The organism is Pediococcus ethanolidurans (genome assembly GCF_001437405.1).
In the GTDB taxonomy this organism is placed as follows: Bacteria; Bacillota; Bacilli; order Lactobacillales; family Lactobacillaceae; genus Pediococcus; species Pediococcus ethanolidurans.
In genome coordinates, this window is sequence record NZ_JQBY01000005.1 from 20,836 (window position 1) to 46,806 (window position 25,971).

Here is a 25,971-nt window from a genome sequence, read left to right on the forward strand (position 1 = left end):
CTTTGGAAGAGGTCTGTTTTTTATTTTCTTAAAATAAAAAGCGCTTTCAAAAAAACGATTTGGTGCTATAGTGAGGGCGAAAGCATAATGCTACTTTCTATTTCTATTGGAGAAGGTGTGCAACATGTTACAAATTGTATTAGGCATTGCGATTCTGGTGATTAGTTTAGGAGTCGTCTACGGTGGTTATCGTTATGCGCAAATTGGCAAGGTAAAGTTTGCTGATGCAGGTGTTAAAGTGATTTTAGTAGGACACCGGCTGCGTATGGATTTGCACCAGGAGTAATGGGAACGCTCATTATATTAGTCGGAATTTGTGGTATGGTTTGGGGCTTGATTCTGTTATAGAAAAGAGTGTTAAAAAAGGCGGTTAGCCTCCGAGTAGAGCCTAGATAGGCAAATGATTTGGTTTAGGAATCGTTTGCCTATCGTAGCTCAGCGGAGGAGGCTAACCGCCTTTTTTAACACGTTTCGGCAGTAAAGTAGTACCACAATTATTCGGTTTGAGAATCGTTTGGCTATCGTAGCAGGTCGGAGAACGTTGCCTTTTTTAACACGTTTCGGCAGTAAAGTGATCCCAAAATAGTTTATCTAAAATACATTTAAACTGGAAAAGTAAATTTTCCCAGTCCTTGGACAGAAAACGCTTGCAAAGCCACCCGTTAGTACCTATGCTGTAAGTGAAAACAGGTTTGTTACTTATTCACGAAGAGGACGGGAAAATGAGTGCAATGATGTATATGTCATTAATATATATAATAGTTTGGCTAATTGGAATAGGACTTTTGGTCTACTTTTTCCATTTGTTGAGAAAAATTGTGAAATTGTTAGAAAAAATCAGCAAACAGACTAAATAATAGTGATCTTACAAAGGAGATTTGAGGCTTAATGAATGCTATTCAAACAGCTTTTAATAAACCAACTTGGCAAACGGTTCCTAATGATCTTAATCTATTAAATAACCGGATAGTTGCACTAAAACAAATTCGAATTGATGAACAGATTTGGCCAGATCAAGGGATACTAGCACATTTTATGAAGAAGGCACCACATGGTCCTAGTTTAGAAATTACATAAGCGGGTTTGAAGTTATTGCAGAATGGTATGATGCAGAAAAACTGGACAAAAAATACAGCACAGAAAGTAGCAGTTTTTCTCAATAAACATGCTGCACATAGTGAAGTGGCAAACTTTGAACCGCGCTATAGTACGGTTCTTAGTATAACTGACGAAAATGGCACCTATTTTTTGGAGGTATTTGGTGTTGGAGCTGGTATTTATTTAGCAACTCATTCTCAAATGATTGATGGATTAACAGTTGCTGATCCGCTTAATCTTAAGAAATTCAAACTAAGTGATGATAATCAAAAGATGGTAAAAGAGATTAATAATTTTGGGTTTAATAAATTGATCGCAGGAACTGAGTATGAATGTCTAGGTGAAAATACGTCCTTGCATCAATAAAGTGACGTGACTTATTGAGTGCAAATTAATACTTTAGAATTAGCGCTTGATATTAAATTAATGTAGGTTGTGAGCAAAACGTAAATCTTATGTTTCTGTTTTTTTTGAGAAACATAAGGTTTATTTTAGTAATTATTGTTATTTTTATAAAATGGTGCTATGATATCGGTGTGATATCAAGTAACCGTTTTCAAATATAAATTTATGGGGAGACTTTATTATGTATTTGATTCCAGCTTCAGCATTTAAGTTAACAACTAGTTTTTCTGCGGCAAAAGCCACAGACATGGAGAACTGCTTTACGGCCATGCGTATTTCCGTTGATGGAGAAACGTATCCACATTTTCCGAAAAAAGGGAATGGTGAGTCCGTGAAGTTAGCCCGAAAATTCTTGGGCTTACCAGCAACTTCAACGATTGAGTTTACTCAAGATGAAATGAAAGTTTACGATCAAACCAATCAGGTTGTAGAAACCAAAAAATTGCCGACTTTCAATTAGTACAGTTTGGCGTCATCAGAAAGATGGGTTTTGCTGCGAGGGTACCATTACTAACCTGTGCGATGACGATGGCAATTGTGACAAAGGAAAAAAATTACTATGTAATCAATTCTAACTTCACACCATTTAAAGCGTTGGCAAGTTTATTCAAGGCTCAAGGTGTCACAGTTGAAGATCCGTTTGATATCACTTCGTTACCGGACAACGAAAAACGTGATGAGTATTTCAACAAGGATTACGAAGATAAAATTAAGGGAACTAATTATCCGATTTCTTATGGATCAAATTATAGTATCAAGGGATTTTAAGTTGAAAATGGCTTAGTCAATTTCAAAGAGGTTTTAATATGCATAGGATTCCAGCTTCAGTATTTGAATCAATTAATAATTATGAAAATGACAAAGAAAAAACGGTGTTACATGTGTTTACACCGATGCAAATTTCGGTTAATGATGAGCTTTTTCCTCATGTTCCAAAGAAAAACCATAAAATAACCCGAAAAGCTTTTGGACTCAGTAAACCGTCCACAATTGAATTTACGAATGATGAAATGATGGTTCATGACCAGCAAGGAAAAGTAACCAGAACCGAAGAAATTAATGAATTTAAGTTTGTTCAGTTTGGTACTATTCGGACGATGCCAGTTGGGCCGCCTGTGTATACGTATACTTTGACGATGGTTATTAGCGTGGCTGATCGATTCTATTATGTGTTGAATCCAAACTTTACGGTATTTCAACGATTAACACCAATTTTGAAGCAACATGCTGTTACCGTTGAGGATCCGTTTGATATTGCTTCATTGCCTAGCAATGCGGAACGGGAACATTACTTTAATATGTTTTATGAGAAAAGAGCTAAAGAAACAAATTACCCACTTCAATTAGAATGGATGCCACTGTTGCTGTAAAAACGCATTATGAAGGTTTTAAAGGGGGTGAGGATGATGAAGTCATTTTTAGGAATCATCATTATTTTAGTTAGTATCGGCATCATTTCTGTTGGTATTCGCTATGCGCGTACTAGCAAGGCCACGTTTGCCAAGGCTGGTGTCAAGGTTGATTTTAAGAAAACACCAGCCACGTATGGTTTTGCGCCTGGTATTATGGGAGCCATCATCATTATTATTGGCATTGCTGGACTTGTATGGGGAGCGATGATCGTTTGAGCATTTTAAACTAAATTCATTTTTAGCATGGGGGAGTAACTATGGTTAATAATCTATCGGTGAAATATGTACGGGTTTTAAAGCAATGGTACATTTGGCAACTCGGCGTTATGTTTATTGCGTTTTGTCTAACTTTTTTCTGGGAGCCATTTGGGTCAACAAGGTTAGTTGAGGTAATATTTGGGGCTTTAGCAGTGATATTAGGTATCGGAATTCCTTTTGAAAAACCGTTGAAACCTGAACAAAAACTTAAAAGAGCACTAAGAAAATTTAATTATTGTTTTCAGGCATTTAGCCAATTTCTGTTGCTTCCATTGGGACTGGCTGCCATTACTTTGATTTTTCACAAAATTTTATTGTTGAATTATCCAATATTAGCGATACTTGCCATGCTATATGTGTTAATTATGTATTTGCCGGCTACCTATTATGTGTTGGTTAATATCCGATCTTATATCGGCAGACTGATTTTAATTACAATTGTTATTTTTGAAACGATTGGTACGGGATCGGTGCTGGCTTTAATGTATACCAGACCTAAAGAAATCGGGGCAGTGTTGCAAACGATTGATATGAGTGGAATTGTGAATGCATTAGCCTTTATGCTTACAGTTGGGTTCTTAATGTATTTGTGGGGATTCAAACAACCTAGTTGGCGATTATCACGCACAGCAAACTGGTTAGTTGTCGGTTTTGTAATTGTTGTTTTGGCAGCGTTAGTTGTCTGGAATGGTTTCGGTACTGGTGACAAGCTTTCCAACATTTTCACGAGTTATGATTTTTCGTTGGGTCACTTTAACTTAAAAATTATTTTACAAGCCTTGGAAACTATGAGTGAAGAATGGGCGTTTCGCTTTGCAGTTTTGTTTTTGAGCTTAAAAGCTTTCAGTCATCGAAAAAATCAGTATATTTGGGTAGTTGTGCTTAACGGGGTGTTATTTGGCCTGTGGCATGCTTCAAATATACTGGCAGGCCAATCGGTTAGCGCCACGTTGAATCAAATGCTATTTGCGTTTGGCGGTGGCATAATTCTTTCGGCGGCGTATCTTTATACGCAAAGTCTTGCTGTCACGATGATTAGCCATTTCTTCTTAGATGTGCTTGCTTTTTCAAATATGAATGGCAATTTATTGATGGAAGCACCAGACGGCGTGGATTGGGTTGCCACCTGGATTGTCGTAATTGTTCTGGTTCTCGTTGCCTTGTTCTTAGTTACAGGAAAACGAAAGCAAAGTATTCAGGGATCGTTGATTTATTAAAACTCAAACGAAGCTAGAAAAAAAGAGATGAGTTTTATGGGAAAAATAAAAAGTTATTTTCAAAAAATGAGTGTTCTGAAAAGAAAATGGCAGTGGTATCGAATTGAATTTAGAGAACCGGTTAAATTTAATCCCAAAAACTATTTGAGTTTACGAGTACTTGGCAGATGGTGGAAAGATCCTGATAAAAATGTGTATATTTTGGCGGTTCCAGGTAGTGCTAAAATTCAGAATGCTGATCAAGTTCAAGAAATAATTAAGAATGTGTTGAAAACGCAAAAATATTCACAAAAAGATTACTTAATTACACATGTTCCTAATGTACCGTATACTTATGCACCCTTTTAAAAGAATTAGATGGAATCAAGTATTTATAAAGATTAAGAAGATGAGTAACATGCACAAAATTTCTAAAGAAGCGTTTGAAAATGCAAGCCTGTATTTGTCGAATTCGAGTGATTCTTATACTACAGGTTTTACTCCAGTAAGAATTTCGGTGAATGGCACAGATTATGAAACCGGTTATCAAAAGTTGAAAAATGCGGTTAGAAAAGTTTTGGGAGAACCTAAACCATTAAGGATTGTGTTCACAAAAGATACCATGCAAATTTTTGATGTTAAAAATAAGGTAATTAAAACAGAAGCAATTCCAGAATTTTCATATATGCAGATTGGACTCATACGGACAATAGGCATGCTTGCAGGTTTACCACAGTACTATTACGGATTGGCAATAATAATTGAAGTTAAGTCAAAACAATATTATTTTTTGAATGCCAAATATAAAGTTTTTGATGAACTAAAACAGTTAATGAAAGAAAATAATGTGAATTTTGAAGATCCTTTTGTACTGACGAAGATGCCGGAAGATCTTGAAAAGAAGTATAAATATTTTGAAACGCAATTCAATACTTTGGCGCCTGCAGCAGGCTATCCCCAACAATTAAATACGGTTAGTGGCAATAAATCGAAGCTTTGGATATAAAATATCAATTAAAAGAAGTGAGCACTTTGACACTTAAACATAAAATTCAAGAATATCAAAAAGAATCAAAAGAACTGGATATTGTTTGATGTTGGATAAGAATTCAATAAAAAAATTGGGAAATGGACCGATAGTAAATCACAAACAGTAGTGATTCCACGGACCAAAAAATAGATGAGTACAAAGAAGATGTCCTTATTACCACTTTGGAAAAAGAGAAATTTTATAAAACCGACTACACCATTAAAACATTTTCAATGGGAATCCCCAATCTTTGATTAATTAAATAGCTATGATTGGAACATCTAGGACTGTGGTGTGATAATTATGATAATCACAAAATAAGCGGCACCAGAAAGGATCAAGCATGGACTTAAAAGAATTAATGGAACGTAGTACGGCAATAAGGAATCGATATCATGAATTTGAACGTGCAAACCATGGCAGTGAATGGACAATTGATGAAGACCTGCTTGCGTTGTCTAATGATATTGGTAATTTGGATCGTTTGGTAATGACAAAAAATGGTCGTTATTATGATGAAACACCATATACACTGGAGCAAAAATTGGCCGAAAATATCTGGTGGTTGATGGAATTATCAGATCGTCTAGATGTGAATATTGAGTCTGAGTTAGAGAAGTTTCTGGCAGAAAAAGAAAAAATGTAAATTAAAAAACACAAGATTGAAAAAAGTGAACTTTCTCAATTTTGTGTTTTTTATATTTACCACTTTATTAATTTCTAGAAATAATCTGCCAAAACTGGTTTTTGTGTTGTGAATAATTGATCTAGTTTGGCAAGCAAACTTGTTTTGCCATTGATTTGTCCGAAACTTTGTTGTGATGTTAAAGATCGGTAACCAAAGGTGGCTTTTGTAAACTGCTGAATTGTGAAAGTTGGTACATTAACTTGTGGTTCAGAATCATGTTCAATGCCGATTTCACCTGAAGTTGCGGAAATTGTCCAACTACCTTGATTCTGTGCAATCGTTTCGTCTTCAATGTTAAAGCTGATTGGTTCAAAGTCGGTTTGGTTAAACGGATATTTCTCTAAAAAGGCTTGTAAGTTAACAATCCGTCCCATCATATAAGGTTGGGTGGTCACTTTTAATGTATATGGATCAGCCACTAAATCACCTTGATAATTGGGATTAGCATTTTCAAAAGTGTAAGTTTGATAACCAGCGCCATGCTTAAAAACAAAGCTTACTAATGATTGATAGCTGGCTGGTGTAAGATGGACAAATTCTTGAACGTGAAATTCATCAGCTGAACGGGTGTAGATTAAATAACCAGTTACAACTTGTTTTGCGTTCTGATAGTAAGCCACTTGCCATTCAGGATGTTTTTCAGTTAAATAGTGCCACCACCACTCTTGGCGAATCAAGCCACCATTTTGACTAAGTGGCGAATGAAGATAAGCGGTTTGAATTAGTGAAATGGCCTTACTCAAAGTTGTGCGATGGACACGACCCTCTTTGGCAGGTTTGACGCGTGGTAATTTATCACCAGCTAATTGGTAGAATTGGTGATCGAACAGTTGCTCGTAGCCAAATTTGCGATAATAGGCAAATGAGAAGGGCGCTAAATAAGAGAGAACAACATTATTTTCGTACATATCATTTAAAGCAGCCTTCATTAGGGTTCCGGCAGCACCCTTTCCAGAATATTCGGGCACACTCATAACATCGGTAATGCCATTCATGAGAAAGGGACGACCGTGAAAATTAACTTCAAAAGGCATGCTGAAGAGGCCACTGACAAGTTCGTCGTCTTCACGAATGCCATAAGGGATGCCATGATCAAAGCGAGTGGACCAGAATTTTTTGCGAAACGGGCTGTCGGGTTTATTGAACGCGTATAAATATAAATTATATAAATCGGCTTTTGCGGATTTATCAAGCACAAAACGTGATTTCATGGGAGCCTCCGTGTCATATTTAATACCTTAATTTTAGCATAAATAGCAGTGGTATAGACAGATTTATGATTGAAAAGAGGCGAAACTATTTTTTGATTTACAGTTTTAAAAAATAACGTCACCGTAAACTAAAATATCGCTTTAATTCATGGAATCAATAGTGGACTCAGCTACAAAATTATTGTTAATGCTTTGGCATTTACAATAAGACCAAGCTTCAAGACGTGTTTTTCGGCTTGAAGTTGTGTCTGTAGCGTTCCAGCCTCACTATTGATGGAATGAATTAAAGCGATATTTGGCAGTTAGAGTAAATAAACCAATATGAAACTTGCTTCAAGTAGTGGTGGTTTGCTATAATATAAATCGTTGCTAAATAGTAATCATTACTTTTTAAACAAGTGAGGAATTAGATGCTTAAAAATAAATGGTTCTATCGTGCTGTTGTCTTAGTTGGTGCTTTTTTATTTTTACTGAGTGGCTGTGCACGATCAGAACAAGATTCAGGAAAATTACATATTGTGACTTCACTTAATTTTTATGGTGAGGCAGCGAAAGCAGTGGCAGGCAAGTATGGAACGGTAGATGAAATTATCAATGGTCCGAATGTGGATCCGCATGATTTCGAACCAACCACTAATACGGCTAAGTCAGTGGCAAAAGCAGACGTCATTGTTTATAACGGTTTGGGGTACGATAGTTGGATGCAGCGCTTAATCAAGGCTGATTCTGAGTCCGGAGTGACCACGATTAATGTGGGTGGTTCGATCATGGGCAAGCAATTAACGGATAATCCGCATATGTGGTATGACTATCGCACCATGCCTAGATTGGCACAGCGTTTAGCGGACGTATATGCTAAAAAGGATCCCAAACATCGTAAGCAGTTTGAAAGTAATGCTAAACGTTATATTAAATCGTTAAGTGTTATTGAAAAACAAATTGCCGAACTTAAGAAGAACCGACAAGAGAGTCGGGTGGATGTTAGTGAACCAGTTTTCGATTATGCATTGAAAAAAATGGGTTATAAAATTAATAACTCGCATTTTGCATTGGCGGTGGAGAACGGGTCGGATCCAACGGCTAAGGATATTCGACAAATGCAAAACGATATTAAACAGCATAAGATTGCCTTTTTTGTTAATAATCCACAGGCCTCAGATCCAATTGTAAAGAATATGGTTAAGTTGGCCCACAAACATAACGTGCCCGTTTTAAATGTCACAGAAACACAACCATCGGGAAAAACGTATTTACAATGGATGACTGATCAATATGATCAGGTTGCCAAAATTCAAAAGAAAGAAAGATTGCAATGAGTGAACCTGTCTTAAACATAAAAAATTTAACCGTCTCGTTTCCTGATCACTTGGTCTTAAACGATCTTTCGATTGCAGTGAATAAGGGAGACTTCTTAAGTGTTGTGGGACAAAATGGTGTCGGTAAGACAACCTTAGTTCGTGTTGTTTTACATCAGTTAGCACCGCAACACGGGAAAATTGAGTACCATCCTGTTTTTAAACGTATGAAGATTGGCTATGTGCCTCAATTTAGAAATATTGATGAAGAGTATCCGCTGTCCATTCGTGATTTTGTGGGTCTGAATCTGCATGATAGTCATATGCCCTGGCTATCCAAAAAAGAACGCCAAAAATTGGATAAAATTATTGCACAAACCAACCTTGAAACCATTCAAAATACACCGTTGGGTGAGGCATCAGGCGGTGAAAAGCAGAAAGCTTACTTGGCACAAGCCTTGATAAATGATCCAGATTTATTAATTTTGGATGAATCAACGGCTAGTCTAGATAACGTCAGAAAGTTTGAACTATTGGATCTTGTTAAAGAGTTTAATGAGCAGCAGGGTGTGACGGTGCTGTTTATCACACATGATATTGAATTGGCACAAAAGTATGCGCACGATTATTTGCTGATGCGTCATGGTACTTATCAGAGTGGTCCGATTGCCCAATTTAAGGAATCTGATTTGGAGGAGGCTGAACATGCTTAGTTTTGCATTTATGCGACATGCCTATATTGCAGGAACGATGATTGCGATCATTAGCGGAATTATTGGTGTTTATGTGATTGGCCGTAACATGTCATTCTTGAGTCACATGCTTTCAGAAATTGGCTTTTCGGGTGCTTCATTTGGAATCTTTATGAGTTGGCCACCATTAAATGGTATGCTGCTATTTACGATTGTCAGTTCCGTATTAATTGGGCAGATGAGTTCAAAGTCATCGCGACGAGAGGCTTCAATTAGTGCGATTTCCAGTTTGTTTCTGGGATCTGGAATTCTGTTTTTGTCGCTAGCCAATAAAAATGCCAGTGACGCAACCAGTATTTTATTTGGGAGTATGATTGGGATTAGTCAGTCAGAAGTTAATCAAATTTTATGGTTGTCAATTGCGGTGCTGGTGATAATTTTCTTTGTTTATCGAGATTTGCGTTTTGATTCATTTGATCATGTCGGAGCCGAAGTCAAGGGCGTGAATACGCAGTTGATTTCCATTGTCTTTCTAGTTATCTTAGCGTTAAGTGTGAGTGTGGCAGCCCAGATTGTGGGTTCCTTACTAATCTTCGTGTTGTTGACGTTGCCGGCGTCGAGTGCCAAACATTTCACACGAACGGTAAGTGGCATGATGATTTTTTCGATTGGTGCAGCGTTACTGGGAGTTTGGTTAGGTTTATATTTAGGCTATCTCACAAACTGGCCGGTCAGCTTTTTCATTGCCATGATCGAGTGCGCAATTTACTTTGGGGCACTGGCTTGGAATCGAATTAAGAATGCTTAATTAATTTGATATGTAGGTGAATAAAAATCAAAAATTGATCGCGCCGAGTTATGAAAATGGACTCAGTAGTGAAATTACTGTTGGTGCTTTAGCACTTACAGTAAGGTCAATATTCAAGACAACTTGTTGGCTTGAATTTGTGCCCACTACGTTCCAGTCCGTTTTTTTCATAACTCGGCGTGATTAATTTTTTTAGTAAAATCAATTATTACTACGTTTTAAAATATCAACAGTGTGCAATCAAATTAGAGAAAGTAAAAAGTAGAGAATTCATAAAAAAAATTATTGTTTTTTGACCAAAACACGAACATTTATGCTATGATCGAAGGTAAAGTGACTTATATATAGAAATGGAGTGATAATAGTGAGTGTCCGAAGAAGTGACCGTTTGATTGATATGACAAGATATTTTTTGGAGCGGCCTCACACATTAGTAACGCTTAGCTTTTTTGCCGAACGTTACGATTCTGCTAAATCTTCAATTAGCGAAGATATGGCAATTATTAAACGAACTTTTTCCAACCGGGGTACTGGAATTTTAGAAACAATTCCGGGAGCTGCAGGAGGAGCTTTGTTTATACCAACAATTCAAAAAAATGAAGCAAAAACAATTATTGATGACCTAATTGAGCAATTATCAACAGCCGACCGAATTTTACCAGGCGGTTATTTATATATGTCCGATTTGTTGAGTAATCCTGTTGTTTTGAAAAAGGTGGGACGGCTGATTGCAAGTGAATATGCACAACAAAAAGTGGATGCCATTATGACCGTTGAAACAAAGGGAATTCCGATTGCCCAGAGTGTTGCCGATTATTTAGGTGTGCCATTTATTATTGTGCGTCATGATTCTAAAATTACGGAAGGTTCCACAATTAGTGTGAACTATGTTTCCGGATCATCGGCACAAATCAAGAAGATGGAACTTTCTAAACGCAGTTTGCAGGCCGGCACCCGTGTGTTGGTTGTGGATGATTATATGAAAGGCGGTGGCACTCTGAAAGGGATGCAAGCCTTAATTAATGAATTCGATGCAGAATTAATTGGAACGACCGTTTTTGCCCAGGGAAACTTTAATGGACAACGAATGATTGATAATGTAACCTCTTTATTGAATGTGGATGCGAGTCGTGATGAAATTCAAATTCAACCGGGGAATTATTTAACAAAAGTTTTTGATTAAATGAATAAAAGCAAGGAGAAATTCAAATGAGTGGTAAATACACAGTTATCTTAGCAGCTGGTCAAGGAACCCGAATGAAGTCAAAATTATACAAAGTTTTGCACCGAGTTTGTGGAAAATCAATGGTGGATCATGTTTTGACCCAGGTTGAAAAGACAAATATGGATCAAGTTGTGACTGTTGTTGGACATGGTGCAGAACGCGTTGAAGACGAACTAGGTAAACGGACCGAATATGCGTATCAAGAAAAACAACTTGGAACGGGTCATGCGGTGTTACAAGCGGAACCTATTTTAGGTGACAAGGATGGAATGACCATGGTCGTCAGTGGTGATACGCCACTGTTTCGTGCAAGCACATTTGAAGATCTATTTGAGTATCACAAAGAAAAGGGTGCTGCCGCAACAATTTTAACAGCTGATGCAGACAATCCATTTTCATATGGTCGCATTGTTCGTAATAACGTTGGTGTTGTTTCTAAGATTGTTGAAGAAAAAGATGCCACACGTGAAGAAGCAGCTATTCATGAAATCAATACTGGTGTTTATTGTTTTGATAATAAAAAGTTGTTTGCGGCTTTACATCAAGTTAAAAATAATAATGCCCAGGGTGAGTACTATTTGCCAGACGTTATTGAAATCATGAAGTCACAGGGTGAAATTGTGGCTGCATATGAAATGAAAGACTTTTCTGAATCAATGGGTGTCAATGATCGCAAAGCTTTGGCAAATGCAACCAAAATTATGCAAGAACGAATCAATGATCAACATATGGCTAATGGGGTAACCTTGATTGATCCTGATAACACGTATATCGATGTGGATGTCAAAATTGGATCTGACACGATTGTTGAACCTGGAGTTTCTATTTCTGGGAAAACAGAAATTGGCTCAGATTGTGTCATTGGTGCTAATTCAAAAATCGTGTCATCTAAAATCGGTGATCGTGTCCATGTGACTTCTTCCACAATTGAAGAATCAATTATGCATGATGATAGTGATATCGGTCCTAACAGTCATTTGCGTCCTGAAGCTGAAATTGGTGAAGGTGTCCATATTGGTAACTTCTGCGAAATTAAGAAGGCTAAACTTGGTGCACGTACCAAAGTTGGTCATTTAACTTACGTTGGTAATGCTGTTTTGGGTACTGATATCAATGTTGGTTGTGGTGTCGTATTTGTCAACTACGATGGCATTAACAAACATACGTCGATCATTGGCAATCATGCCTTCATTGGTAGTAATTCAAATATCATTGCACCTGTTAAGATGGCGGATTACTCATATGTGGCAGCAGGATCAACCATTACAGATGATTTGGATAAGTATGACATGGGAATTGCCCGTTCACGTCAAACGACTAAACCAGGATATTTCAAGAAATTACCTGTTTATGATGCAGTTAAACAAGAAGAAACAGATCAGGCGAAGAAATAGGATTAAAAACTTGGTATTAAGTTTCGAAGACAAGTTTAACTATTTACCGTTTGCATAGGAAATACGCTTGCTTTTGAAGCCTCAAATGAATTATTATATATAGTGGTAATCGAACAGATTCTTAAAAATCGTTATTGGAGGATTTCATGTCTGGACAATATTCTGATCCAAAGCTGAAGATCTTTGCTTTGAATTCAAACAAGCCTTTAGCGGAAAAAATCGCTAAAGCAGTTGGTGTTAAGCTAGGTAAGACGTCTGTTGATCGTTTTAGCGATGGTGAAATTAGAATTAACATTGAGGAAAGTATTCGTGGAGACCAAGTGTACATTATTCAGTCCACTTCGGCACCCGTAAATGACAACTTGATGGAGCTTCTAATCATGATCGATGCGCTAAGACGAGCAAGTGCACAAACAATTAATGTGGTAATTCCATATTATGGCTATGCACGTCAGGATCGTAAGGCTCGTTCACGTGAACCAATTACTGCTAAACTAGTAGCAGATATGATTGAAAAGGCTGGTGCAACCCGTATTATTGCGCTTGATTTGCATGCTGCCCAAATTCAAGGATTCTTTGACATTCCAATGGATCACTTGATGGGAGCACCATTGTTGGCGGACTACTTTATTGAACATCATTTGGATAAAGATTCCGTTGTGGTTTCACCTGATCATGGTGGGGTGACACGGGCTCGTAAGTTAGCTGAATTCTTAAAGGCACCAATTGCTATCATTGATAAACGTCGTCCACGTGCAAATGTGGCTGAAGTTATGAACATTATTGGTGAAGTGAAGGGCAAACGTTGTATCATGATTGATGATATGATTGATACGGCTGGAACGATCACGCTTGGTGCTCAAGCTTTGATGGATGCTGGCGCAACTGAAGTTTATGCAAGTTGTACTCATCCAGTATTATCTGGTCCGGCTATTCAAAGAATTGCTAATTCACCAATCAAGCAGTTGATTGTGACGGATTCGATTAATTTACCAGAAGAAAAGAAAATTTCAAAAATTACGCAAATTTCTGTTGGTCCATTAATTGGCGAAGCTATTCGTTTAATTCACGAAAACAAACCAGTTAGTCCATTATTCAACAACCGTTTCAGCAAAGAAGAAGCGGAAAGAAGCTAATAATTAATTTGTAAAAGCACTTACGCCGGTAACAGGTAAGTGCTTTTTTATTTTTGACTTAAAGGTTGAAAGTACAAAAACACTTCTTGTTGTCTGATACCAAAGTGTTCATGGTAACAAAATTAGATTAAAATGCCGTCTTCCAGCAAATTTGGGCTGGAACGGGGTGCGAGTTCTTGTGGCAAAAGTCAGCCGCAAGAACTCGCACCCCGTTCCAGACCAAGTGAGCCGCAGGACGGCAGTTAGACTACTATTTATGAGCTAAGTCGTTTAACAAAAGCTATTGAAGTGATTTTGATTTTCAACTTTTAGTAGTTGAGGACAGCTCCATAAACCAAGAAAAAGAAAGTAAGTATGTTTCCAGTGGGATTGCGATCCCGCCTCCAACAACACAATTCATATTTTTAGTAGTTGAGGACAGCTCCATAAACCAAGAAAAAGAAGCTAAGTATGTTTCCAACGGGATTGCGATCCCGTCTCCAACACACTTAGCTTCTTTTTCTTATCGGTTTATTGCGCTCACTTTTATACAAAAAGATAGACTTTAAGTTCTTCTCAAAGCTTAAAGTCTACCTACGAGGAAAGGTTTTCGCGATTAACTTCTTCAATACCAGAATTGTTAATAACTTTACACCTTCATTGTTCAATTGTTCTACCGTCGTGAACCTGACCTACCTGTGATCGTTGTTATCAAAATCTGCTAATTGTGATCAGCGTAAGTTTGAATCCCACGTGATACATACACAAAATACAGGCTAACGGTGATTAAAGACGGTTTTGGAAGAAATTAGTTTTTCTATCCTAAATACCTCCGCAAACGTACTTGTTACTTACTAAACACTACTGTAATTCTTGAAATGATTTGTCACTCTGTAAGCTACTTCTAGCTTACATTTTCACTTGTCATTGGCAACACCCACTTAAACCGAAGTTCAACTACATATCTACCAAAAATCTGTTGCAATATTACCAAAGAATCATGCACCTATCAATCGCACATCTAGACTTTTGAGCCAAGTACTAACTTTATCCGCTCATAATGTTCTTCAACATCAAAACCTTGGAAACCGATGCTCATAACTCAAGGTATCTGTTCATACTCTCATGAGTTGCGCATCAAAACTTTTACGCGATGCCCATGATTGATAAGCCTTCACTACATGATTCCCAGTTGCGCTTCTACGTTAGATCACCATCGGCAACTATCGACTGACCTAAAGCGCTTTGAGAAGTTTGAGTTAATCGGAAATCTTTCATTCCCTTTCCTCACTTATTATATTAGCACATCATGTAACCGCTTGCAACATTTAGTGCACTTCTTTTGGAAAAATAAAAAGCCTCTGTGCAAAAGTACCGCTACACAAGGCTTTAGGAGAATATTAAGATTTAGTTAATCGACAAGAATTTTGATTCCTTTGTAAATACTGTAGATAAAAAAGCCAATTCCCACAATGGCAAATAGACCTGCAAGAAACACCATCATCCAACCGACGGAAGAAGCATCATGGGTAAAGAAACCGGTAATACCTGCAATAATCAAGATTACAAATAGCAGTAGGGCAGGGAAAAGATGAACAATTAATGCGTTCGCAGCATAATGACGTGTTTGTGGACGATCGCTTGTGAGAATCCAGACAATTAAGGGGAAAAGTACTGGTAAAAATAAGATACTTAAATAGGAAAGTGAACTTAATATTTTGTTTTCAGTTGTCAATTTAATCGACCTCCTAATTGTTTTGTTACCATTATTGTACAGTATTCCGATTGGAGATTATAGAAAAATGAACAAAAAAATAGTAGCACCGAAGTACTACTTGATTGATGATTAACTTAGAGTTGCTGGTCGGCAATATCCGACGCAATGCCACCAAGGTGAAACAACTTTTTCTGTCACAACGCCACGGTTCTGAGCATCAATCATTTTGCCATTGCCAACATAGATACCAACGTGTGAAATTCGTTTTTTACTGGAACCAAAGAAAACAAGGTCGCCAGCTTTACGTGTTTTTGTAGAAGTTTTTTTATATTTATTGTATTGAGATTGTGCAGTTCTAGGAAGTGTTTTGTTGATTGACTTTTTGTAAACATATTTTGAAAAGCCAGAACAGTCAAATGAATTTGGACCAACTGCTCCGTAAACATAGCGTTTGCCTAGTTGTTTGCGAGCTTGACTATAAACTTTAGCATAAGTAGCTGTGCCAGGTTTAACTTTTAAATAACCATGCCATACCCATCCAGCAGCACGACCGTTTGTACTAATAGCATAGTAGTAAGTAGATTTAACACCACTTCTTAAAATAACCCGAGTTTTTGTAACTCGAAAAGTAGTTCTTGGATAATTCTTGAGTTGATGGACAGCCTTAAAACTAACGTATGGTAATTTTCCGTTCAAATTATAAAGTGAACCCTTGGCACTAGAACGAATGTAGGACTTTGGAGTGACGTTTTTCGTTGAAACGACTCGAAAAGTAGTAGCTGCCTTTGCTTGTGTAGCATGAGCGGCAGTGATTCCGATAAAAATGGCTAGAATTGCGAATATTTTAACTATGTATTTCATATTAGAAGTTACCCCCGCACGAATTGTATATCGTCTATGATACGTATTTAATGTTACAGGGAAGTAACTTAGAAATGTCAATGCAATTAAAGTAAACTTAGAAAATTCGTTTTTTTGTAATATAAGGTGTAGTTTAAATAAAAAAGCTCATCTACACAAAAGTAGGTGGGCACGTGGTTTAAAAATTAATTAGCATTATCTAATGGAACTTGTTGGGTTCTTTTTTTCTTTAACTGACGTAATTGATCCTTTAAGTCGTCAATGGCATCCTGATGTTTAATTTTCCAGTCTTTATAAGTGGAACGAGTATCTGTATCACCAATGTCCAAGCCAGTTTCAAGCCAAAAGACAGCTTCAGTGAGGCTGGCAAAGTTTTTCATCCACAATGTATGACCATTATCAGAATCGAAAGCAACATAAGATTTGTAGTGCTTTGTTAAATAGGTGTGTTTCATAATTTTAAAAGCTTTACGCTGTCTGGTCAATTTGTAGTCGGGTAAAATAAAATGGCCTTGGGTTTCGAGTTCGGGAACGTTATTATTTCGTTTTTGTTCTTTATAATCGGTTAAAAATTGTTTAGCAGTTGGTTCTGTAATTAATGCGACATCGACTTGGCTCATGGTCATTCCCCCTAAAATATATTAGTTACATTTTACCATAACAGGAAGAAAGTTACGCTATATAAACGAGTGTTTTCCCTGATTTTAAGGGATAGTTAAAATTTGTAGTAAGTTTTTAATAGTTTAAGATTGTTTATTTTTATATTTTAATCTATAATTTTTAGTAGATAGAAAGCATTCATTATCTATAATGTGTAGAGGAGATGGCATAATGCGAAAATATTTAGCTGAACTTATTGGAACATTTGTATTAGTTTTTGTCGGAACTGCAACGGTCACGATTGGTAAGGGAAGCGTGTTAACGATTGGATTAGCGTTTGGACTGGCAGTTACGATAATGGCATACTCGGTGGGTGCCATTTCGGGTGGTCATTTTAATCCGGCGGTATCATTGGCGATGTTATTGAATAAACGATTGAGTTTAAAGGATTTTGTAGGGTATGTAATTTCACAATTTATCGGTGCAATTTTGGCATCGGCAATTGTGTTTGATTTGGTGCATGAATTAGGATTGTCTACGAAAAATTTGGGACAAACGGATTTTCCAAATATTTCGGTGGGCGGAGCGTTCATTACGGAAACGTTGGTCACCTTCTTGTTTATTTTGGTTATTTTGTTGGTAACGAGTAATAAATGGGGAAATGCAAACTTTGCGGGTTTGGTAATTGGAATTACGTTGGCGTTGATGATTATAGTGGCGTTGAATTTGACGGGAGGATCGTTGAATCCGGCACGAAGTTTTGGACCGGCGTTGTTTGCGGGCGGTTCGGCGATGAGTCACTACTGGTTGTATTTGGTGGCACCATTGGTAGGAGCGGTGTTGGCCGCAGGTGTTGGTAATTATATGGGTAGTGAGGAATAGAAGTGCGCGAGACAAAACGGTAAAAAGAGAATTCTAAGCGTGATGGAGGCGGGATCGCGATCCCGCAGTAATCATGCTTAGAATTCTCTTTTTGTTTTGTCTCGCGGTCCTAGAGCTCAGCGGAAAAAAGCAGGCGAAGGGTGTATGGTGGTATGCAGCATCGCAATCCCGCGGGAGTTGTGCTTAGGATTTTCTTTTTGACTTGTCGAGCGGTCCTAGGGCTCAGCGGAAAAAAGCAGGCAAAGAGCAGTATCAGTATGCAGCATGACAATCCCGCAGTAATCCCGCTTAGAATTCTCTTTTTGTTTTGTCGAGCGGTCCTAAAGCTCAGCGGAAAAAAGCAGGCAAAGAGCAGTATGCAGCATGATGATCCCGCAGTAATCATGCTTAGAATTCTCTTTTTACCGTTTTGTCGAGCGGTCCTAAAGCTTAACGGAAAGTGTTTTTAACTATAAAGTGTCTAAATAATATCTATCAAATTCCCGTTCATGCTATAATACAGGGGTTAAGCAGCGTTTAGTCAAAAAAGATAGGGGAGATTCAAATGGCAGACAAAATTTTAGTAACGACGACGGAAAATATTCCCGGTCATAATTATGAAATTATTGGTGAAGTGTTTGGACTGACAACCCAGTCAAAAAATGTGATTAAAAATATTGGTGCTGGACTTAAAAATATTGTGGGTGGCGAGATTAAGGCTTATTCAGAACTTTTGACAGAAGCACGTGATACGGCCATTACGCGTTTGAGAGATAATGCTGTTGAAATGGGTGCCGATGCGGTAGTTATGATGCGCTTTGATTCTGATTCGATTAGTCAGGATATGGAAACGGTCGCTGCCTATGGGACAGCCGTGAAGTTCACAGATTAGGTACTTTAATGTTTATTTTTATGTAGTTAATAAGAGAGATTGGAAAAATACTCATTTTCCAATCTCTCTTACTGGTTCATGATTTCTTTTTATGATGTGGTTTTTTTTGATTCTTTGCGACCTGTTTTTGTAATTGCGTGACTTGATCAGACAGATCATCAATCTTTTGTAGTAACAAAGTTAAATCTGTATTTTCTACATTGGCGTTGTTTGATGTGAAAAACCCGGTAATTGTACTAGTCAATAAACCAATAAAACCAATTCCACCTAGCATCAAGACGGAAGCAATAATTTTACCGATTGCGGTATGGGGGAAAACATCACCATATCCAACAGTTGTAGCAGTCGTAATTGCCCACCACAGGGCGTTTGCAAGTGAAATTTTTTCAACAATTGAATAAAGCAGTGCGCTTAACACTAGGATGACAACACTGGCATAGAGAAGGTATACAAAACCGGTAGAGTAGAAAAATCGATGTGCCGCTTTGGTAAACTTACCATCTAAACCAAGTCGCCAAAACAAATGATAGTAACGAACAATTCGAATCACGCGTTCGATTCGAAAAATGGCAAAAACGGGATGCAAAGGAACTAGCCCTAACATATCGAAGGAATTATTAATAAGAAAAGATTTTTTGTTTTTAGAAAGAATAAGTCGAACTAAATAATCGATCCAAAAAATACCCAGTGTACTATTCATAAATACACCAAGAGAGCCGGTTAAAAGATTAACGTGTGTGAAGAAAGTTGAAAAGGCAATACCACTAGAGAGTAGCGCCAAACCACCGATGACCATTTGGTAAAATAAAAGCCACTTTTGTTGTTTTTTAGTCATTATATGTCACCTGTTATTTTACATATTAATTTTATTTTAAACCTTTATTCAAGGGTGTAAACTACCGAATTTTAAACGCAAGAAAATATTTAAGTTTGAATTAAGAAAGTGGTCTAGTAACTGATCAAAAAATCTATTAGAATCAAGACTAGAGATGATCTTGAAAACGGAGGAAAACGATTGAAAAAAATATTAGCGTTACATACTGGTGGTACCATTTCGATGTCAGCCAACGATCTTGGCGAAGTTTCAACAAATAAGGAAAATCCATTGTTGGATAGTCGTTTTATTGATGACAACATTGAATTAACGAATGAAGCCGTTTTAAATAAACCTTCTGAACACATTACGCCTGAAGATATGCTGGTGATTCAAAAAAGAGTACAACAGGCCGAATCTGAGGATTATGACGGTATTGTGATTACTCACGGAACAGATACTTTGGAAGAAACAGCTTATTTCTTAGATCTCACGCTGCCCAATCATTTGCCAATTGTATTGACCGGAGCGATGCGATCTTCAAATGAAATTGGGTCGGATGGTGTTTATAATTTTCAAAGTGCGATTTTAACGGCAGCTGCCGATGAATCCACTGATAAAGGTGTGCTAGTAGTGATGAATGACGAAATTCACACGGCACGTTATGTGACAAAGACGCACACTACTAATGTGGACACTTTTCGAACCCCTACTTTTGGTCCAATCGGGCTTGTAGGTAAACGCGGCATTCATTACTTCCAGGAACTTATTCAACAAACGGTTATGCCAATTGATAAATTAAAACATAACGTTTATTTGTTAAAAGCCTACGCGGGAATGCCGGCTAGTTTGCTAGAGTGTTTGGATAAAACGGATACTAACGGACTCGTCATTGAAGGATTAGGGGCGGGTAACATGCCTTTGGAAACAGTTGAGGCAATCAAACATCTTTTGGCAGATCGAATCCCAGTGGTAATGGTTTCTCGCTGCTATAACGGTGTGGCAGAACCTATTTATGATTATCCTGGTGGCGGCATTGATCTGGAACGCATGGGTGTCACCTTTTGCCAAGGCCTAAACGGTCCCAAGGCACGAATTAAACTCTTAATTGGGATTAGTGCTGGTCTAAAAGGACAAACATTACGGGATTATATTAGTAATGCTGTATCGTAAAATTAAAATTTTGTGAGAAAATTAAAAATGCGCTATACTATGGCTATCTGAAAATAAAGGGATGGGATAAAAATGGCAGATGCAACCAAATTAAGAAATGACTTTTATGATGCAATAAATGGAGAATGGATCAAAAAGGCGGAGATTCCTAGTGACCATTCATCTACAGGTGGATTCATGGATTTAGTCGATGATGTAGATGAGAAGTTAATGGGCGATTTTGCTGATATGAAAGCGGGCAAACTTACGAACGATGACCCATTGATCACTGAATTTTTGAAGTTTTATGATGTTGCTGCCAACTTTGAAAAACGAGATCAGGATGGCGCAACGCCTTTAAAACCATTCCTTGAAAAAGTAGAAGCAATTTCTAGTTTTGAAGATCTCAATAAACAGTTTAAAGATTGGATTTTAACAGGTTTCCCTGTTCCTTTTGATATTGGTGTTGAACCTGATTTGAAGAGTCAAGGAAAAACCAAATTGAATGTTCTTTGGGCAGAAGGCGGTAGTTTGATTCTGCCTGATAAGACTTACTATGATAAAGGTAATCAGGCAGGTCCACAGTTATTGGCAGTCTTCACACAAATGGCCGAAAAGTTACTAACCATGGTGGGCAAATCTGCAGATGAAGCCAAACAAATTATGGCGGACGCTAAAAAGTTTGATGCTTCGATGGCACCTTTTAAGAAAAACTCCGAGGAAATGAGCGACGTTGCCAAGCTATATAATCCGATTGAATTTTCTGAATTTGTTAAAGAATTAGGTGAATTCAAGGTTGGCGATGCCATCAGTGATTTATTAGGCGAAACACCAAAACAAGTGATCGTCACGGAGCCAAAATTCTTTGAAAACTTTACAAAAGTTGTTAATGAAGAGACCTTCCCAGCATTTAAAAACTGGCTGATTGTAAATACAGTTACACAGTTGGCTGGGTATCTTAGTGAAGAATTCCGTCAAGTAAGCGGAACTTATCATCGTGCATTATCAGGCCAAAAGGAAGCTATGAAGCAACAAAAGAGTGCTTTTTATCTTGCTCGGCGCACATTTAGCCAAGTTGTTGGTGATTATTATGGTAAGAAATACTTTGGCGAAAAGGCTAAACAGGATGTGCATGACATGGTTATAGCCATGACAGGCGTTTATAAGCAACGTTTGCAAAATAACACGTGGCTAAGTAAGGCTACCCGTGAAAAAGCGGTGGTTAAACTGAGTGCGATGGATATTCATGTTGGCTATCCTGATAAGATGGAGGAAGTCTACAAACGATTGCAGACGACTGCGGTTGAAGATGGCGGAACGTTGTTAGGAAACGTTCAGACATTTGCCAAAATTTTTACGGAAGATCAATTAAGTAAATATAATAAACCGGTTGATAAAGAAAAGTGGGAAATGAGTGCGGATACGGTTAATGCCTATTATTCGCCAGAAGGAAACTTGATTTGTTTCCCAGCTGCAATTTTGCAGGCACCATTTTATAGTTTGAAACAAAGTGCAAGTGAGAATTATGGTGGAATTGGGGCTGTGATGGCACATGAAATTTCACATGCGTTTGATCCAAATGGTGCGTTGTTTGATGAAAATGGTAGTTTGCATAATTGGTGGACGGAAACGGATATGAAGGAATTTAAGAAGCGTTCTCAAGCGATGATTGAAGAATTTGACGGTTTGCCATTTGCGGGTGGTAAGGTGAATGGTAAGTTGGTAGTGACGGAAAATGTGGCTGATGATGGTGGTTTGAGCTGTGCGTTGGAGGCGGCAAAGCATACGGATGATCCAGATTTGAAGGCATTCTTTGTGAACTGGGCAAGAGTATGGCGAAGTAAGGCAACGAAGGAGTATGAACAATTGTTGTTGTCGATTGATGTGCATGCGCCGGCGAAGTTGCGGGCAAATGTGCAGGTGAAGAACTTTGACGAGTTTTATGAGACGTTTGGGGTGCAGCCGGGAGATGGCATGTATTTGAAGCCGGAAAAACGGGTGCAGATCTGGTAAAAAAGAGTGCAAAAAAAGGCGTTTAGCTTTTGAGCATTAGCGTAACTCACCCAATGATTCGTATTTGGAATCGTTGGATGAGTTGGGCTAAGCGGAGAAAGCTGCCTTTTTTTGCACGTTTCGACTATAAAGATAAAATGATCTAGTAACTCACCCAATGATTCGGTTTAGGAATCGTTGGGATTTCGTAGCTACTATTCCACTATAAGGTAGATTATTAGCAAAATTCACTAATAATCCTTGATGTTCCATACGTTGACCATTCTTGTGGCGGAAAACCACACCGCAAGAACTGGCACTATTCCACTATAAGGAAGATTATTAGCAAAATTCACTAATAATCAACGATGTTTCATACGTTGACCATTCTTGTGGCGGCAAGCCACACCGCAAGAACTGGCACTATTTCACATTAAGGAAGGTTATTAGCAAGATTCGCTAATAATCAACGATGTTTCATACGTTGACCATTCTTGTGGCGGTAAACCACGCCGCAAGAACTGGCAAGCGGAGAAAGCTGCCTTTTTTTGGACGTTTCGGCTGTAAAGGAAAAGCGCTCTAAAAACATACAAAAGTTAACCAAAAAAGACCAACCAATTACGCTTGTAAGCATAATTAGTTGGTCTTTTTAGCTTCCATCTATCGGGTAATGTAAATGTACAGATGGGTTGTTGAATAGCCAACCTGAAATTTAACACCGTTTGATTTGATCACGTGAGTAGTGGTGGAAGTACTGGTACTGTTTTTGGCGTCTTTTTGAACTTTTTTAAATTGTTTCATTACGGATTTGGGTTTAGCACCAACTTCGCTAGTTAGCAACGCAAAGACCGTTCCAAAATCTTTTTGACCGCTTGATTTTTTCATTGCTTTAACCGGAACAATTAAAGTGAGACCCATCAAATCCTTGTCTTGGTAGTTTGCACGCACTGCGTAATTCTTTTGAGTGATGACATTTTGAACACCATTATTTAGGCTTGTTGGGAGTAATTTGTCCTTGTTTTTCTTCTTTGCTGAAGCCATGGCTGCTTGAACTTCTTTAGCTTCTTTTTGTAAAGCGAGCATTTCTTTTTGTTCAGCCTGAAGTTTAGCAAGAGCCTTTTTCTGTTGACTCGCCGGTAATTTAGCAATTGCAGCTTTAGCCTTAGCAGCGGAAGTAGCAGTTGAGCTAGAAGCTTTTGCTTTCTTTTCGGCGGCAGCTAATTCTTGTGCCTTTTTCTGCGTTGATTTAGATAACGACATACCAATTACAGCTTGATTATATTTAGAGGCAATTGTTTGATATTTTGCCAAAGCTTTGGTTTTTTTAATCGTCACCTTTTTAGTGATTGTATTGGAACCTTTTTTTGAAGTTACTGTAACGTTTTGCGTTTTTGTGGTTGCGGGTACTTCAATAACATACGCACCATCAGTATTTTTAACTGATTTTTTGGATTGGCCTTTAACTTGATAGCTAATCTTGGCATCTTTGTTGGTTTTGCCCTTAATTACGGCAACCATGCCACTCGGCGTTTTAGTTGATGCTCCCACGGTTAGCTTTTGATTGCCACACCCAGCAAGTGCGAAAATGGCAGCAAGGCCAATGATCCCCGGTAAAAACTTTTTCATAATTTAATAACCACCTTTAAAGTTTACATTCGTGTGTTTGATGTGACACACTGTCATAATCATGAATTATACACCCTTATGCAAAGAAATACGAGGTTAATTTAATCGTGACGTGAGAACGAATAACCGCAATTAATTTATTTTTAATAATGAACTGTTTTTTAAATTAATTAAAGTTTGTGTTTTACATTGAATGAATTTTATTGTAAGATATATATTGTTGTTTCAAGAGCAAAACACGAACAAAACTAGTTTTTTAGTTTTGAATCAGTAATGCTAAGGGAGAAAGCAATTATGGGAGAAAAGATTAATAATTATTTTCAGATTGACCAGTTACATACCACGGTAAAACGTGAAATTTTGGCAGGTTTCACTACTTTTATTTCGATGGCTTACATTTTATTCGTTAATCCAAGTGTTTTAGGTGCTTCGGGGATGGATAAAGGGGCGGTCTTCACTGCAACTGCTTTAGCTAGTGCATTGGGATGTATTTTAATGGGTGTACTTGCAAAGTATCCCATTGCAACGGCTCCTGCGTTAGGAATTAATGCGTTCTTTGCTTATTCAGTTTGTATCGGGATGAAGATTCCTTGGCAAACTGCTTTAGCCGGTGTTTTTGTGGCTTCATTAATATTTATTGTGATTACAATTTTTAAATTACGAGAAATGATTATTAATGCAATTCCAGCCGATTTAAAATATGCAATTTCAAGTGGGATCGGTTTGTTTATTGCGTTTATCGGATTGCATGATGGTGGTTTGATTGTGGCAAACAAGTCAACGGTCGTTGGTTTGGGATCACTGAGTGTGGCGACCACCTGGTTGACTATTTTCGGATTGATTTTAACTTCTATTTTGATGGTTCGGCGTGTACCTGGTGGTATTTTTATTGGGATGGCTGCTACTGCCATTTTAGGTTTGGTAACTGGACTAATTAAGGGCCCTTCACAATGGGTTTCTGCGGCACCAAGTTTGAAACCTACATTTATGGTAGGCGTTCGTCATATTGGCGATATTAATACGATTCAATTGTGGGTTGTTGTGTTGACCTTCTTGCTGGTTACCTTTTTTGATACGGCTGGTACATTGGTTGGTTTGGCGCAGCAGGCTGGATTTATGAAAGATAATAAGATGCCACGAGTAGGTAAGGCATTGATGTCAGATTCAACGGCGATGTTGGCAGGATCGGTTTTGGGAACTTCACCGGTGGGTGCGTATGTGGAATCGTCAGCCGGGATTGCGGTTGGTGGTCGAACGGGATTGACGGCGGTTACAACGGGTGTGCTGTTTATTTTAGGGATGTTTTTCTCACCGTTGTTGACGGTGGTGACGAATCAGGTGACGGCACCGGCATTGATTATTGTGGGAGTGTTGATGGCGCAGTCGATGAAGCATGTGTCATGGGAAAAGATGGAGATTGCGATTCCATCGTTCTTGATTTTGATTGGAATGCCACTGGCATATAGTATTTCGGATGGGATTGCGCTTGGATTTATTACGTATCCGATTACGATGATTGCGGCGAAGAAGGGTAAGGAAGTGCATCCGATTATGTATGGGTTGTTCTTTGTGTTTATCTTCTTCATGTATATTTTGAGTAAGGGATAGAGAAGAGTGCGCGAGACAAGT

General features: G+C 38.0%; 28 protein-coding genes. 22 read left to right on the top strand and 6 right to left on the bottom strand.

Annotated elements, in window-relative coordinates:
- Nucleotides 1-124 precede the first annotated feature (124 nt).
- From IV87_RS11020 to IV87_RS03005, 11 genes are all read left to right on the top strand, one after another.
- Nucleotides 125-286, top strand: a complete 162-nt coding sequence (locus tag IV87_RS11020; protein WP_156407367.1) for a hypothetical protein — start codon at nt 125-127, stop codon at nt 284-286.
- A 602-nt stretch (nt 287-888) separates the two neighbouring features.
- Nucleotides 889-1,077, top strand: a complete 189-nt coding sequence (locus IV87_RS02960; protein ID WP_057805422.1) for a hypothetical protein — start codon at nt 889-891, stop codon at nt 1,075-1,077.
- A 15-nt stretch (nt 1,078-1,092) separates the two neighbouring features.
- Nucleotides 1,093-1,464 (top strand): hypothetical protein, encoded by a 372-nt coding sequence (locus IV87_RS02965; RefSeq protein ID WP_074693802.1) that lies wholly within the window; start codon nt 1,093-1,095, stop codon nt 1,462-1,464.
- A 220-nt stretch (nt 1,465-1,684) separates the two neighbouring features.
- Complete coding sequence (locus IV87_RS02970) at nt 1,685-1,963, top strand: hypothetical protein (protein ID WP_057805424.1); 279 nt, start codon at nt 1,685-1,687, stop codon at nt 1,961-1,963.
- Between the two features lie 23 nt (nt 1,964-1,986).
- Nucleotides 1,987-2,271 carry a hypothetical protein gene (locus IV87_RS02975; protein ID WP_057805425.1) on the top strand — a complete coding sequence of 95 codons (285 nt, stop codon included), beginning with the start codon at nt 1,987-1,989 and terminating at the stop codon, nt 2,269-2,271.
- A 38-nt stretch (nt 2,272-2,309) separates the two neighbouring features.
- Entirely contained in the window at nt 2,310-2,873 is a 564-nt protein-coding gene (locus IV87_RS02980; RefSeq protein ID WP_057805426.1) for a hypothetical protein, read from the top strand.
- A gap of 33 nt (nt 2,874-2,906) precedes the next feature.
- Nucleotides 2,907-3,131 carry a hypothetical protein gene (locus IV87_RS02985; RefSeq protein WP_143053127.1) on the top strand — a complete coding sequence of 75 codons (225 nt, stop codon included), beginning with the start codon at nt 2,907-2,909 and terminating at the stop codon, nt 3,129-3,131.
- Between the two features lie 41 nt (nt 3,132-3,172).
- Entirely contained in the window at nt 3,173-4,390 is a 1,218-nt protein-coding gene (locus IV87_RS02990; RefSeq protein WP_057805428.1) for a CPBP family intramembrane glutamic endopeptidase, read from the top strand.
- A 36-nt stretch (nt 4,391-4,426) separates the two neighbouring features.
- Nucleotides 4,427-4,738: a hypothetical protein gene (locus IV87_RS02995; RefSeq protein WP_057805429.1), complete on the top strand. Its 312-nt coding sequence runs from the start codon at nt 4,427-4,429 to the stop codon at nt 4,736-4,738.
- A gap of 49 nt (nt 4,739-4,787) precedes the next feature.
- The gene (locus IV87_RS03000) at nt 4,788-5,375 is read left to right on the top strand and encodes a hypothetical protein (protein ID WP_057805430.1); all 588 of its coding nucleotides are present in this window, start codon (nt 4,788-4,790) and stop codon (nt 5,373-5,375) included.
- A gap of 367 nt (nt 5,376-5,742) precedes the next feature.
- On the top strand, nt 5,743-6,045 hold the full coding sequence (locus tag IV87_RS03005; protein ID WP_057805431.1) for a nucleoside triphosphate pyrophosphohydrolase family protein: 303 nt from the start codon (nt 5,743-5,745) through the stop codon (nt 6,043-6,045).
- 74 nt (nt 6,046-6,119) lie between these two features.
- Here IV87_RS03005 and IV87_RS03010 read toward each other — a convergent pair whose 3' ends face one another.
- A complete protein-coding gene (locus tag IV87_RS03010; protein ID WP_057805432.1) occupies nt 6,120-7,298 on the bottom strand; it encodes a GNAT family N-acetyltransferase in 1,179 nt (392 codons plus the stop codon).
- A gap of 410 nt (nt 7,299-7,708) precedes the next feature.
- Between IV87_RS03010 and IV87_RS03015 the strand changes: the two genes are divergently transcribed.
- The 6 genes from IV87_RS03015 to IV87_RS03040 all read left to right on the top strand — a co-directional run bounded on the left by IV87_RS03015 (nt 7,709) and on the right by IV87_RS03040 (nt 13,848).
- A complete protein-coding gene (locus IV87_RS03015; RefSeq protein WP_057805433.1) occupies nt 7,709-8,614 on the top strand; it encodes a metal ABC transporter solute-binding protein, Zn/Mn family in 906 nt (301 codons plus the stop codon).
- Nucleotides 8,611-9,306, top strand: a complete 696-nt coding sequence (locus IV87_RS03020) for a metal ABC transporter ATP-binding protein (protein ID WP_057805434.1) — start codon at nt 8,611-8,613, stop codon at nt 9,304-9,306. The genes IV87_RS03015 and IV87_RS03020 overlap by 4 nt, the downstream gene beginning before the upstream one ends.
- Nucleotides 9,299-10,093 carry a metal ABC transporter permease gene (locus tag IV87_RS03025; RefSeq protein WP_057805435.1) on the top strand — a complete coding sequence of 265 codons (795 nt, stop codon included), beginning with the start codon at nt 9,299-9,301 and terminating at the stop codon, nt 10,091-10,093. The genes IV87_RS03020 and IV87_RS03025 overlap by 8 nt, the downstream gene beginning before the upstream one ends.
- Before the next feature lie 364 nt (nt 10,094-10,457).
- Nucleotides 10,458-11,276, top strand: a complete 819-nt coding sequence (gene purR / locus IV87_RS03030) for a pur operon repressor (RefSeq protein WP_074693806.1) — start codon at nt 10,458-10,460, stop codon at nt 11,274-11,276.
- Nucleotides 11,277-11,302: 26 nt separating this feature from the next.
- Entirely contained in the window at nt 11,303-12,712 is a 1,410-nt protein-coding gene (gene glmU / locus IV87_RS03035; RefSeq protein ID WP_057805436.1) for a bifunctional UDP-N-acetylglucosamine diphosphorylase/glucosamine-1-phosphate N-acetyltransferase GlmU, read from the top strand.
- A gap of 146 nt (nt 12,713-12,858) precedes the next feature.
- Entirely contained in the window at nt 12,859-13,848 is a 990-nt protein-coding gene (locus tag IV87_RS03040) for a ribose-phosphate diphosphokinase (RefSeq protein ID WP_057805437.1), read from the top strand.
- A 1,390-nt stretch (nt 13,849-15,238) separates the two neighbouring features.
- Here IV87_RS03040 and IV87_RS03045 read toward each other — a convergent pair.
- The 3 genes from IV87_RS03045 to IV87_RS03055 all read right to left on the bottom strand — a co-directional run bounded on the left by IV87_RS03045 (nt 15,239) and on the right by IV87_RS03055 (nt 17,025).
- Nucleotides 15,239-15,562 (bottom strand): magnetosome magnetite crystal formation protein family, encoded by a 324-nt coding sequence (locus IV87_RS03045; protein WP_057805438.1) that lies wholly within the window; start codon nt 15,560-15,562, stop codon nt 15,239-15,241.
- Between the two features lie 111 nt (nt 15,563-15,673).
- Nucleotides 15,674-16,405, bottom strand: a complete 732-nt coding sequence (locus IV87_RS11200; RefSeq protein ID WP_057805439.1) for a C40 family peptidase — start codon at nt 16,403-16,405, stop codon at nt 15,674-15,676.
- A 185-nt stretch (nt 16,406-16,590) separates the two neighbouring features.
- A complete protein-coding gene (locus IV87_RS03055; RefSeq protein WP_057805440.1) occupies nt 16,591-17,025 on the bottom strand; it encodes a hypothetical protein in 435 nt (144 codons plus the stop codon).
- A gap of 211 nt (nt 17,026-17,236) precedes the next feature.
- Between IV87_RS03055 and IV87_RS03060 the strand changes: the two genes are divergently transcribed.
- Complete coding sequence (locus IV87_RS03060) at nt 17,237-17,887, top strand: MIP/aquaporin family protein (RefSeq protein WP_057805441.1); 651 nt, start codon at nt 17,237-17,239, stop codon at nt 17,885-17,887.
- Nucleotides 17,888-18,431: 544 nt separating this feature from the next.
- A complete protein-coding gene (locus tag IV87_RS03070) occupies nt 18,432-18,758 on the top strand; it encodes a heavy metal-binding domain-containing protein (RefSeq protein ID WP_057805443.1) in 327 nt (108 codons plus the stop codon).
- Nucleotides 18,759-18,834: 76 nt separating this feature from the next.
- Here IV87_RS03070 and IV87_RS03075 read toward each other — a convergent pair whose 3' ends face one another.
- Nucleotides 18,835-19,593 (bottom strand): potassium channel family protein, encoded by a 759-nt coding sequence (locus IV87_RS03075; RefSeq protein ID WP_057805444.1) that lies wholly within the window; start codon nt 19,591-19,593, stop codon nt 18,835-18,837.
- A 180-nt stretch (nt 19,594-19,773) separates the two neighbouring features.
- Here IV87_RS03075 and IV87_RS03080 point away from each other — a divergent pair, with 180 nt between their 5' ends.
- Entirely contained in the window at nt 19,774-20,745 is a 972-nt protein-coding gene (locus tag IV87_RS03080; protein ID WP_057805445.1) for an asparaginase, read from the top strand.
- Nucleotides 20,746-20,817: 72 nt separating this feature from the next.
- Nucleotides 20,818-22,737 (top strand): M13 family metallopeptidase, encoded by a 1,920-nt coding sequence (locus IV87_RS03085; RefSeq protein ID WP_057805446.1) that lies wholly within the window; start codon nt 20,818-20,820, stop codon nt 22,735-22,737.
- A 639-nt stretch (nt 22,738-23,376) separates the two neighbouring features.
- Here the strand turns inward: IV87_RS03085 and IV87_RS03090 are convergent.
- Nucleotides 23,377-24,342, bottom strand: a complete 966-nt coding sequence (locus tag IV87_RS03090) for a hypothetical protein (protein ID WP_057805447.1) — start codon at nt 24,340-24,342, stop codon at nt 23,377-23,379.
- 294 nt (nt 24,343-24,636) lie between these two features.
- Here IV87_RS03090 and IV87_RS03095 point away from each other — a divergent pair, with 294 nt between their 5' ends.
- Nucleotides 24,637-25,950: an NCS2 family permease gene (locus IV87_RS03095; protein ID WP_057805448.1), complete on the top strand. Its 1,314-nt coding sequence runs from the start codon at nt 24,637-24,639 to the stop codon at nt 25,948-25,950.
- Nucleotides 25,951-25,971: the final 21 nt, after the last annotated feature.